Here is an 11,917-nt window from a genome sequence, read left to right as displayed (position 1 = left end):
CAACATATCTGGCGTTGACTTTTGGCACGCTGTTGAGTTCTCAAGGAACGGACGCTTCCTTCGGACCGCCTTCCAGCGGGCCCTCCGGGCGCTTCGTTCTTTCGTGTTTCCAGCTTATCAGATGTTTTCCGCTCCGTTTCCGGGGCTTCGTTCATCCAACTCGCCGGTGCCTTCCGGGGCTTGACGCCCCGTCCGACGTTTCAAACTCTAGCCGATCCCCGCTCCGAAAAGCGAATCGACCGCAATCCAATAAAACGTGCACACCGAATGAGCGCCGAGCCGCACCGCGAGAACGCGAAAACGACCGGCACGAACCGGAAAGGTGTTTCAGAGGATTGGCCACCTCGGGACCGTCCGCGCGGATGCGTGTCCGGTGCTCCCTGCCAGGCAGCTCGAAGAACACTAGACCTCGGGAGTGGCCGAGTCAAGCTCCGCAACCGGATTCTCAGCGTCCTCCTCCGCCGGCAGGTGGAAGGCCAGCACGGCGACGTCGTCGTCGTGCTCCGAGGTCACACCCATCGCCCGGAGGAGACGGGCGCAGATCACCTCGGGGGCGCCGATCGCACCCGTGAGGGTGCGGGCCAGCAGGTCGAGGCCCTGGTCGATGTCCTCGTCCCGGCGCTCGACCAGGCCGTCCGTATAGAGGACGCCGGTCGTGCCGGGCAGCAGGCGGAGGGTGTGGGAGACGTGCAGGCCGTCGCCGGTGCCGAGCGGGGGGCCGTTCTGTTCCTCGCTGCGCAGGATGGTTCCGTCCGGGCAGCGCAGCAGCATCGGGAGGTGGCCGGCCGAGGCGTAGGAGAGGGTGCGGCGTTGTGGGTCCCAGACGGCGTAGGTGCAGGTGGCGATCTGGTTGGCGTCGATCTCCATGGCGAGGCCGTCGAGCAGGCGCATCACCTCGTGCGGGGGCAGGTCGAGGCGGGCGTAGGCGCGGACGGCGGTGCGCAGCTGGCCCATCACGGCGGCCGCCCGCAGGCCGCGGCCCATGACGTCACCGATGACGAGGGCAGTGCGGCCGCCGTCGATGGCGATGACGTCGTACCAGTCGCCGCCGACGGCGGCCTCGGCGCCGCCCGGTTGGTAGGTGGCGGCGACTCGCAGGTCGGCCGGCTGGTCGAGCTTCTGCGGCAGCAGGCTGCGCTGGAGGGTGACGGCGGCCTCGCGCTGGCGGCGTTCGGCTTCGCGCAGGCGGGCGGCGGCGAGGACCTGGTCGGTGACCTCGGCGGCGAAGATGAGGACTCCGGTGGGCGGGCCCTCGGTGGGGGTGTCGCCGGTGTCGCCTGGGCCGAGCGGGACGCAGGAGACGTTGTAGTAGCGGTTGCCGGTGAGGCCGAGGATGCAGCGGGACTTGACGCTGCGGGGGCGGCCACCGCGGATGACCTGGTCCATCAGGGGCAGGACACCCATGGTGCCGAGTTCGGGGAGGGCCTCGCCGGCGGGAAGGCCGGTGGGGCGGTCGCCGAAGAGTTCGCGGTAGGCGCGGTTGGCGTAGCCGAGCTGGTGGAGCGGGCCGTAGGTGACGGCGACCGGGGCGGGGATCCGGTTGAGGACCTCGCGCAGGTTCTGGGGTTTGTGCGGGTCGAGGAGTTCGGCCGCGGTGGCGGGGCTGGTCGGGTCGCGGGGGCTGGGCACGACGATGCCGTCGGTGGAGGGCATGCCCTCGTCGGTGCCGGCCCCGTTGGGCGGGGCGGCACGCCAGGGGGCTCCGGTGAGCCGGGCGCTCCAGCGCATGAGGTTCAAACGACGGCCGCTTCCTCGTTTTCCAGGCATATCATCACTTTTTGTGTGCACGTCAGCACACGGGGTAATGACAAGGTCGGGCTGATCCTGTCAGGCGGAGGGCCGGTTCCGGAAGTCGCGCGCCCGGCGTGGCCGTCGGATCAGTCGTCGCACCGGGGTTGCGAAATCACCCGTCGGGGCAGGAACCCGGCTCATCGGGGCAGCGGGGCGGTTCATCGGGGCGCTTCCGGCCCTGCGCCGGGCGGTCGGCCGCGCCCGGAGTCGAAACCCTCCTCGAAGGCCGAACGCGGGTGCTCCATCGCGCCGAGGGAGACCACCTCGCGGGAGAACACCCCGCCCAGCACCCAGTCCATCAGCACCCGCACCCGGCGCTCGGTGCTCGGCAGCCGGCGCAGGTGCCGGGCCCGGTGCAGCCACCAGGCCCGCCGTCCGGTGAGCCGGCCGCCGCGCCGGGTGTGGGCGACGGCCCGGCCCGGGCCCAGCGAGGTCGAGCAGGCGGCGGGGCCCGGCCGGTACTCGGCGAGGCCCGGTGCGTGCGGTCCGCCGTCCAGGGCTACCGCGATGTTGCGGGCGAGCAACTCGGCCTGGGCGAAGGCGTGCTGGGCGCTGGGCGCGCAGGGGGCGCCGTCCGCGTCGGGGTCGGGTACGGCGGCGCAGTCCCCGGCCGCCCAGACGCCGGGCAGGGCGCGCCCGTCCGGGCCGACGGCCTGCAGGGTGGCCAGGCAGCGGACCCGGCCGAGGGTGTCCAGCGGCAGGTCGGTGTCGCGCAGCATCGGCGAAGGCCGGATGCCTGCTGTCCAGACCAGGGTGCGGGCGCCGAAGCGGCTGCCGTCGGAGAGCACGGCGACCTGGCCGACGGCGGACTCCAGGGTGGTGCACAGCCGGATGTCGACGCCGCGTTCGCGCAGCTGGCCGAGGGTGTGCTCGGCGAGTTCGGGCGACTCCTCGGCGAGGATCCGGTCGGTCGCCTCGACCAGCACCCAGCGCAGGTCCTCGGCGCGGACGTTGTGGTAGTCCCGTACGGCGGTGCGGGCCATGTCCTCCAGCTCGGCGAGCGCGCCGACGCCCGCGTAACCGGCGCCGACGAAGACGAAGGTGAGCGCGGACTGGCGCAGCGCCGGGTCGCGGGTGGCGGAGGCGAGGTCGAGCTGTTCCAGCACGTGGTTGCGCAGGCCGACCGCCTCGCCGACGGTGGAGAAGCCGAGCCCGTGCTCGGCCAGCCCGGGTACGGGGGCGGTCTGGGAGACCGAGCCGGGGGCCACCACCAGGACGTCGTAGGGGAGTTCGATCAGCGCGGGGGTCTCGCCGGGGCCCGCGGCGTCGGCCAGGGCGCGGCGGGCGGCGTGTTCGATCCGGGTGATCCGGGCGGTGAGCACCCGGCAGTCCGGTAGGGCCCGGCGCAGCGGGACGACGACGTGCCGCGGGTCGATCGAGCCGGCCGCGACCTCGGCCAGCAGCGGGTGGTAGGTGAAGTAGGCCTGGGGCTCGACGACGGTGATCTCGACCTCGCCGCGTCGCAGCCGTTCCCGCAGGCCGCGCTGGAGGTGGAGTGCGGTGGCCGTTCCTGCGCAGCCGCCGCCGGCGATCAGGATCCTGATGGTGCACCTCCTGCCGATGTGACGTTTCGTCCCGGCCGCGCGGCCGGGGGTGTCCCCATCACGCCCCCCTATGAAGGACCGGCCGGGGTGGTCTTGTCCACAGTCCGTACGGGGCGGGTTGCCACGGAAGTGACGGTCGTGGCCAGTTGTGCTTGGTGGGCGACTTTCTGACGCACTTTCGGCCGCGAAGAGCCGTGAACTATGGTCGGATTGTGTGCCGGGGCGGCCGTCGCCATGACAATCGGCGGCGACGCACCGTGGAGCGGCCACTACGGCCAGTTCCAGCGTTGGCGTGAGAACCCGACTGGGGGACAGTCATCCGGGGAAGGTTAGTTCCCGGACAGGGCCCCGGACGGTGCCGACGCGCCGGGCCGGACGTGAGGGCGGCCCGGCGGCACGACCGTGGTCACCGGAACGGGACGGGCGGCACGAACGATGGTTCATCGGGTCATTTCTGACGGGCTGAGCTGCACCGGGGGGTGCAGGGGCGGGCGACGACAGGGTCCGGATTCGGACGCCTGCGGGGGAGAGTTGGGATGATGGAACAGGAGCAGGTATTGGGCCGGCCGGGCGTACCGCACACCGGACAGAGCACGGTGCCGGAACAGCGCGGCCCGGTGGACCTGCCGCCTCCGGGCGGGGTGTCGTACGCGGCCGTCCCGTACCGGGCGGAGCCGCAGCCGGCCGCCGCGCCGGTGCCCGGGGCCCGGCTGCGGGTGGACGCCCGGCGGAACCTGGAGAGCGTGCTGCGGGCGGCCCGGGAGGTGTTCGGCGAGTTCGGCTACGGCGCGCCGATGGAGGAGGTGGCGCGCCGGGCCGGGGTCGGGGTCGGCACGGTCTACCGGCGCTTCCCGAGCAAGGAGGTGCTGGTCCAGCGGATCGCCGCCGAGGAGGTGGCCTGGCTGACCGCGCAGGCCCGGGAGTCGCTGTACGGCGGCGACGGCGCCTGGGAGGCGCTGGCCGGGTACCTGGCCCGGGCGGTGAGCACCGGGGCCGGGCGGCTGCTGCCGCCGGAGGCGTTCCGGTACGCGGAGGAGCTGGGCCGGGTGCCCGAGCAGCGGGTGTCGGAGGCGCCGGCTGCCGTCCGCTTCGACCTGCGCGGCGAGGGGGCGCGCTCCGGTGCGGCGGTCGAGCCATCGGCGGCGGACGCCGATCCCCGGCTGCTGCTGCAACTGCTGGCCGCCCTGGTGGCGCGGGCCGGTGCGGCGGGTGAACTGCGGCCGGGCGTCACGGTGTCGGACGTGGTGCTCGTGCTGACGGCCTCGGTACCGGTGCACGCGGCGCGTCCCTCGGTCTCGGCGCCGACGGCGGCCGGCTTCGCGGCGGTTGCTCCGCAGACGGAGGGTCAACCGGCCTCCGGGCCGTCGGACCGGCTGTTGCAGATCCTGCTGGACGGGCTGCGGGCTCACTGACACCCCTCGCGGCCCGACCCCGATGGACGGGGGCGCGGTGGACGCGTCGGACCGGGCACGGTCGACGCGCCCGACGGGTACGGGAGTTGGGCAGCACACCGGCGCGCGGACAGGGCACGCGCGCCGGGTGCGGGCGTCGTGCGGCCCGATGCCGCACGCTGGGCGAACGCCCCCTCGACGGCCCCTCGGAAGAGTGGGTACCGGCCGGTCCCGCTACCGCCCTTCCCTGCGCTATGCCATCCTTTGCCCGTGGTTGGAGCCAATGTCCCGATGCGCGCCCTTCGCGCGCCGTCGGCGCCGCACGCCGGGGAACCGTGCGCCTACGCACTCCCGCCTGCCCTGCCACACTACGGGGGCTGTCGTGGAATCTGGGGTCCGTTGTGAGCGCCGAGGAACAGAACGACTACGGGTACGGCCTCGACTTCGGGGGCCTCTCCGGTAGTACCGCCGAAGGGTCCGCCGCGGGCCCCGGTGGCGCCGGCGCCTCCCAAGTCCCGGGCCCCGCAGCGGGCTCGGGCGCCGGGCACGTCCCCGACCAGGCCGGAATGCCCAGCCGCGAGTCCTTCTCCGCCTCGGCCGCCGCGCTGCCGCCCGGCCGGGTGCCCGGCCAGGCCCCGGCGGGCCTGGGCGGCGTCGCCCCCGAGGCATTCGTCGGCGACGGCCGCCCGGCCCGTCCGACCGTGCCCGCCCCCGCCGACCCGGTGGACGGCGAGCGCCCACCCTCCGACGCCGAGTTGACCGCCCGGGTACGGGCCGGCGACGACACCGCGTACGAGGAGATCTACCGCCGGCACGTCGACTCGGTGCGTCGCTACGCGCGGACCTGCTGCCGGGACAGCTTCACCGCCGAGGACCTCGCGGGCGAGGTCTTCGCCCGCACCCTGCAGGCGCTCAAGGCCGGCAAGGGCCCGGAGTTCGCCGTCCGCGCCTACCTGCTGACGGCCGTGCGCAACGTCGCCGCCGCCTGGACCCGCAGCGAACGACGTGAGCAACTCGTCGACGACTTCAGCGTGTTCGCCCAGAGCTCGGCCGCCGTGGTCGACCTCGACCTGGCCGACCCGGGCGCCGACGCCTGGGCGATGGCGATGGCCGACCAGCGCATGGTCATGCAGGCCTACGCCGAACTCCCCGAGGACGACCGGATGGTGCTCTGGCACACCGAGGTCGAGCGGGAGTCGCCGAAGACCGTCGCGGTGATGCTCGGCAAGACCGCCAACGCCACCGCCGTCCAGGCCCACCGGGCCCGAGACCGGCTGGCCGCCGGCTTCCTGCAGGCGCACGTCTCCGGCAGCCAGGACAGCACCTGCGAGGCGTACGCCAACCGGCTCGGGGCGTACGCGCGCGGCTCGCTGCGCAAGCGGGCCTCGGCGGAGGTCGGGCGCCACCTCAGGGAGTGCGACCGCTGCACGGCGGCCTGCCTGGAACTGACCGAGATCAACACCGGCCTGCGCGCGCTGCTGCCCGGCGGCGTGCTGGTCTGGGTCGGGGTCGGCGGGTTCAGTGCCGCCGCAGCCGCCGTGGGCGGTGCCGCCGCGGTCGGCGGTGCGGCGGCGGCTGGCACGGCGGCGGCCTCCGCCGGATCGTCGGGCGGTGCGACGGCGGGTGCGGCCGGCGCCACGGGTGCCGCGGGTGCTTCCGGTGCTTCCGGTGCTTCCGGTGCTTCCGGAGGGAGTGCGGTGGGTGCCGCGGCCGGCGAGGGCCTGGGCACCGCGGCCAAGGCCGGGATCGCCGCCGCCGTGGCGGTGGCCGCGGCCGCCGTCGCCGCGTACGCGCTGACCGGCTCGCCCGAACCGAGCCCTGCGGCGGCCGCTCCCCCGGCCACCTCGGCGCCGGCCGCCCCCGCGCCGGCCGCCCCCACCCTGGAACAGCCCGCGCCCGCGGCACCCACCTCGACCCCGGCACCGGCGCCCAGCAGTGCCGCCCCGGCCCCGGAGAAACCGGCGCCGCCGAGCCCCGGCGCCAGCCCGAAGCCGACACCGTCGCCCCGGCATAGCCAGGCCCCGACGGTCATCCCGGCGCCGAAGAGCCAGCCGCCCGCGGCCAGCAGCGCGCCGGCCCCCGAGCCGACCGTCCCGGCACCGGTCGTCCCGACGCCGACCCTGCCGCCGGTACCGACGCCGGAGGTGCCGGTCGTCCCGACGCCGACCCTGCCGCCGGTGCCGACCCCGACCGTGACCCCGCCCTCGCCGCCCGCGCTGACCGACTTCTGGGGCGACTCGCTGCCCGTGGTCAAACCGGGCGGCAACCGGGTGCCGCCGGAGGGACCGAGCATCCGGCAGAAGGGCAGCGACAAGTTCTGGCAGCGCGACGGCGCGTGGATCGGCGGCGAGTACCTGCCGCACGCCATCACCGTGCACGCCCCGGCGATCACGCTGATCGACCTCAACCGCGGCTGCACGTCCTTCGACGCCGTCGCCGGGGTGGACGACGCCACGCTCACCCCGGGCGGACTGGTGTTCTCCGTCCAGGGCGGCGACGGCCGCACCCTGTGGAGCTCCCGCGTGCTCACCGCCGGGGACGACCCGGTGCCGGTGCACGTGCCGCTGGCCGGGCAGAAGTCGGTCAAGCTGGTGGTCACGCCGACGCACGGGATCTGGTCGGCGCTGAACCTCGCGGACTGGGCCGAGGCCCGCTTCAGGTGCTCCTGACAGCCCTGGCACGGGCCGAGGCCCGTTCCGGGAGCAGCTGACAGCTCCGGGAACGGGCCTCGGGGGGCGTCCTTCCCGGATCGCTCGGATCCCTGAGAACGCTCTGACCGCTCTGACCGCTCAGATCGCTCAGATCGCGCAGGAGCCGTCCGCGCAGGCCTCCCCGGCCGGGGCGACCTGCACCGGGGCGGGGCGGTGCTCGCCGATCTCGGCGGCGACCTGCTCCAGCACCTTGCGGAAGGTCTCGGCCTCCTGGCCGCCCTGGACCGCCCACTTGCCCTCGAACACGAAGGTCGGCACAGCGGTGATGCCCAGCTCACGGGCCTCGACCAGCTGGGCGGTGACCTCGGCGGAGCCTTCGTCGCCCGCCAGGTAGGCGGCCACCCGCTCGCGGTCCAGGCCCGCCGCCACGGCGACGTCCGTCAGCGCGGCACGGTCGCCGACGTCCACGCCGTCGGTGAAGTGCGCCTTCAGCAGGGCCTCCTTCAGCCGGCCCTGGGCCTCCGCGCCGTACTCGGTCTCGGCGAGGTGCAGCAGGCGGTGGCCCAGGAAGGTGTTGGCGTGCAGGGCGGCGTCGAAGTCGTACGTGATGCCCTCGGCGAGGCCCAGCTCGGCCACCCGCGCGTCCATCGCCACCGACTGCGGGCCGTACCGCTCGGCCAGCCAGGCGCGGTGCGGGCTCGCCGTCTCCGGCGCGTCCGGGACCAGCTGGTACGGGCGGTAGACGACCTCGACGGCCTCCTTGCCCGGGAAGTCCGCCAGGGCCTGCTCGAAGCGGCGCTTACCGATGTAGCACCAGGGGCAGGCGATGTCGGACCAGATCTCGACCTTCATTTCAGGGGGCTCCAGAGGGCGTCTTGAGTCGGGCGTACGAGATGGATGAACGATGAACCATCTCGGTACATTCCCGACACCCGGGGCCGTTCCCGCTGGTCAGGCCTCCACGGGCGCCGGGACCACCAGCACCGGGCAGGCCGCGTGGTGCACCGCCGCCGAACTCACCGAGCCGAGCAGCAACCGGGCGAACCCGCCGTTGCCCCGGGTGCCGAGCACCAGCGTGTGCTGCCGGGTCGACGCCTCCAACAGCACCTCGATCACATTGCCCAGCACCACGTGCAGCGACAGCTCCCCCGTGAACGGCCGCCCCCGCTGCCTCAGCACGGTGTCCACCGCCCGGCGCAGCCCGTCCGCCATGCTCTCGACCAGCGTCTCCACGCTCTCCTGCACCAGCTCCGCCATCCCCGGCGGGTACCCGGCCGGTGCCGGGTTCACCACGGCCAGCACGTACAGCGGCAGCCCGAACAGCTCCGCCTCCGTCATCGCCCGGTCCAGCGCCCACAGCGACCCGTCCGACCCGTCGCACGCCGCCAACACCCCGGGCGGCCGCCCCGTCGGCGGCCGCCCGAGCACCGACAGCACAACGGGAACGTCCTGCCCCGGGCGCACACCGGCCACCACACACTCCCCTCACCGTGGACTCAAAGCCCCGCCATCATCACCTGCCCCGCGCGGCGGGCGGGGGCAGCCGCGCCGGACCGGGCGGGGTGCCCCGGTGGCACCGTGCGCGCTGCGGCGCCCGCGCGCCGGGGCGGGGTCCGGGAGACGGTCGGCGGGGTCCGGGAGACGGCTCGCGGGGTCCGGGAGACGGCCGGCGGGCGCGGGCCTCGCCGAAGAGGAGCCCCGGCCGGACCAGCCCTCGGCCCGGGTTGCCGCGGGTCAGGAGGTGAGGGCTGGAGGCCGGGGGTGGGGGAGGCCGGTCCAGCAGGCGCCGTGGCGGCGGGCACGGAGGCGGCGGAGCCAGAGTTCGGTGGAGACGAGGTCGGCGAGGCCGGCGAGGGCGGCCGGGGAGAGGGTGGTGGCGGAGCGGGCGAGGCCGGCGCGCACGGCGGGGAGGTCGATGAGGCCCGCTTCGGCGAGGAGCGGGGCGTCGAAGAGTTCGGCGAGGCCGTCGGCGGCGAGGCGCAGGCCCGCCCGGGCGGGGGCGGTGCGGTCGGGGCGGGGGCCGCGGCCCCAGTCGGGGGGCAGGTCGGTGCGGCCGGCGCCGGTGAGGACGGCGTGCAGGAGGGCGTGCCGGGCGCCGGGTTGGAGGCGGACGTCGTCGGGGAGCAGCCGGGCGGCGCGGACCACCTGGTTGTCGAGGAAGGGCGCGTGCAGCCGCTGGCCGGGCTGTTCGGCGGCGTGCACGAGCGTGCGGTAGGAGCGTGCCTGCCGGTAGAGGGCGTGCCGGGCGCGGTGCGCGCCGGGGTGTTCCTCGGGCGCTGGTTTGCGCGCCGCCAGGCGGAGCCGCAGGGCCACCGAAGAGAGCGCCTCGTCGGAGAGCCAGCGGGCGGCCGGGCCGGGCACGCACCAGGCGAGGTCGACGGCCGAACGGTCGCCCGCCGTGCCGCCGCCGTCCGGGACGTGGCGGGCGGTCAGCTTGGCGGCCGCCTCGTCCAGCGCCTCGGCGTAGCGGACCCGGGAGAGCCGGTGGGCGGCCCGGACCACGGTGAGCGGGGTGCGCAGCGCGCCGGCCAGCACGCCCGCGGCGGCCCGGTCGGCGCCGGCCAGCGCGGCGACCGGGGGCAGGAGTTCGCGGGGCCGGCCGGCCCGGATCAGGTCGGCGAGCCGGGCCGGGTGGCCGTCGAGCACCTGGCGGGCGCCGTAGCCGGTGAGGTGGTCGGTGCCGCCCGCGTCGAAGCGGGCCTCCGCGCGGGCGGCGGCGATGAGTTCGGGGCCGGGCTCGTCGGTGAGCCGGCCGGACTGCGGGTCGGCACGCAGCCCGGCGTACGGGAGGGTGTCGGGGCCGGGGTCGAGCACCGTGTGCCGCAGCCTCGGGGTGTCGGGGGCCAGCGCGAGGGTGGCGGGCGGTTCGGTCTCGCCGAGCGTGACGGCGGCCAACTGCTCGGGGACGGAGGGTTCCTGCGCGGCGGCCCGGGCCCAGGAGCCCTTCACCGCGCCGGTCCTGGCGCCGGCGGTCCTGGCCCCGCCAATCCTGGCCCCGGCAGCCACCACCGGGGCGGCGGCCGTGGACGGCACCGGCGGCAGCGGTACGGCGGCGGCGAGCAGGGCGACGGTGGCGGAGGCGGTGCCGTACGAGAGGTCGACGCCGAGCCGGGCGCGCCCGGCGGCCTCGGCGGTCGGCGCGGTGGTGCGGACCCGGGAGCGGACGGATTCCAGCAGGGCGCGGGTGAGTTCGCGGATGGCGGGCGCCTCGTCGCGCGGCTGCTCGGCGCCGGGCGGTTCGTCGTACGCGTCGAGGTACGGGCGGCCGCCGCGGATGGCGAGCACATGGCCGGGCGGCACCCGCTGGACACCCAGGTACGGCGTGCCGGTACCGAGCGCCTCGGGCGATTCCGGGCAGGCGAGGCGGGCGGCGAGGTGGCCGGTGTCCAGCGGGGCGCCGACCAGGTCGGCGAGGGGGAGCGCGGCGGTGGCGTACGCGGTGCCTCCGGCCCAGGGGGTGTGGAAGACGGGCTGGGCGCCGGCCAGGTCGGTGAGCAGCAGGGTGGAGCTGGTGCCGGCCCGCAGCACGACGGTGTAACTGCCGGGCCAGGCGGTCAGGTGGCGGACGGCGCCGCCGCGGGCGGCGGCCAGGCCGGCGGCGAGTTCGGCGTCGGTGGCGCCGCAGTGGCCGAGGACGGCGAGCCGGCTGGTGGCGGGGGTGTCCTCGCCGGGGTCGGGGGCGTTCGGGCCGGTGCTGACCGCGGCGGGGGCGCCGGGGCGGAGGGAGACCAGCCGGATCTCCTCGGGCCGCCAGTCGCCCACGGCCCAGAGCGGGTTGGGACCGGTCCACAGGGGGCGCGCGGCGATCGGCGCCACCGTGGCGAGGACCTCGTGCGCGGGCGTGCCCGCTCGGGGCGCGCCCGTGCTCCAGCCCGTCAGCCACCGCATCGCGCCTCCACCGGACGAGGACCTGCACTCGCGCGGCGCGTCCGGCGCCGGGCGGGCGGCCGGGTGAGGTGCCGTGGCGGCCGGCACGCGCGTCCGGGCGTGCCCTCGGGTCCGGCGCGCCGTCTGGAGACATCGTGCCACCACCGGGCGCCGCCTGAGCCGGTGTTGTCGGTTCCGTTTCTGTTGCGGCGCGCGCTCCGGGGCGGGCTTCGGCGCGGAGTTCGACACGGAGTTCGACGCAGGCCGCGACGCGGGCTTCGGCAACGCCTTCGGCGGCGACTTCGGCGAGGTGTGCGGAGAAGACCTGAACGAACGTTCCGGCGGAGTGGATTCGAGCGGGCCGGGCCTCCCCCTCCCCGGCCCGGACCGCCCGGGGCGCCTTTGGCATGGGCATCGCGAGATGGCCGAAAGGCGTTGCCCAGTCCGGGAGGGCATCCGCATGCCCTCCCGGACTCAGCCGCCGCCCGCGGGGATTGAGGCGGCGGTATCCCCCGGCCCGCCGGGTCCTCGACGGCGGGCCGACCCACGACCACCAGCGAATCGCCGCGCAGCCGGTCGGGCCAGGGGGCACGGCCGGGCGCACGTGAACACGGGACCGGAGCACGGCGCTCCGGCGCGCGGCGCGTCCGATCCGCTCCGGGTGGTCCGGACC

6 protein-coding genes and 1 pseudogene are annotated in these 11,917 nt (G+C 75.6%); 2 read left to right on the top strand and 5 right to left on the bottom strand.

Going from position 1 to position 11,917, the window contains the following annotated elements:
* Window positions 1-444 precede the first annotated feature (444 nt).
* A pseudogene (locus tag ACIRYZ_RS30300) lies at window positions 445-1,737 on the bottom strand (SpoIIE family protein phosphatase); the annotation flags it as partial.
* Between the two features lie 212 nt (window positions 1,738-1,949).
* Window positions 1,950-3,605: an NAD(P)/FAD-dependent oxidoreductase gene (locus tag ACIRYZ_RS30295; protein ID WP_402950252.1), complete on the bottom strand. Its 1,656-nt coding sequence runs from the start codon at window positions 3,603-3,605 to the stop codon at window positions 1,950-1,952.
* Between the two features lie 266 nt (window positions 3,606-3,871).
* Between ACIRYZ_RS30295 and ACIRYZ_RS30290 the strand changes: the two genes are divergently transcribed.
* Together ACIRYZ_RS30290 and ACIRYZ_RS30285 are read left to right on the top strand one after the other, a co-directional pair.
* The gene (locus tag ACIRYZ_RS30290) at window positions 3,872-4,747 is read left to right on the top strand and encodes a TetR/AcrR family transcriptional regulator (protein WP_402950250.1); all 876 of its coding nucleotides are present in this window, start codon (window positions 3,872-3,874) and stop codon (window positions 4,745-4,747) included.
* A gap of 545 nt (window positions 4,748-5,292) precedes the next feature.
* Window positions 5,293-7,395, top strand: a complete 2,103-nt coding sequence (locus tag ACIRYZ_RS30285) for a sigma-70 family RNA polymerase sigma factor (protein ID WP_402950248.1) — start codon at window positions 5,293-5,295, stop codon at window positions 7,393-7,395.
* Window positions 7,396-7,524: 129 nt separating this feature from the next.
* Here ACIRYZ_RS30285 and ACIRYZ_RS30280 read toward each other — a convergent pair whose 3' ends face one another.
* The 3 genes from ACIRYZ_RS30280 to ACIRYZ_RS30270 all read right to left on the bottom strand — a co-directional run bounded on the left by ACIRYZ_RS30280 (window position 7,525) and on the right by ACIRYZ_RS30270 (window position 11,265).
* Window positions 7,525-8,229, bottom strand: a complete 705-nt coding sequence (locus tag ACIRYZ_RS30280) for a DsbA family oxidoreductase (protein WP_402950245.1) — start codon at window positions 8,227-8,229, stop codon at window positions 7,525-7,527.
* 99 nt (window positions 8,230-8,328) lie between these two features.
* The gene (locus tag ACIRYZ_RS30275) at window positions 8,329-8,850 is read right to left on the bottom strand and encodes a universal stress protein (protein WP_393039127.1); all 522 of its coding nucleotides are present in this window, start codon (window positions 8,848-8,850) and stop codon (window positions 8,329-8,331) included.
* Window positions 8,851-9,111: 261 nt separating this feature from the next.
* Window positions 9,112-11,265 carry an asparagine synthase-related protein gene (locus tag ACIRYZ_RS30270; protein WP_402950241.1) on the bottom strand — a complete coding sequence of 718 codons (2,154 nt, stop codon included), beginning with the start codon at window positions 11,263-11,265 and terminating at the stop codon, window positions 9,112-9,114.
* Window positions 11,266-11,917 lie beyond the last annotated feature (652 nt).

The organism is Kitasatospora sp. NPDC101155 (assembly GCF_044768305.1).
Lineage (GTDB): Bacteria > Actinomycetota > Actinomycetes > Streptomycetales > Streptomycetaceae > Kitasatospora.
This window is presented reverse-complemented; position numbering and strand designations above follow the sequence as displayed.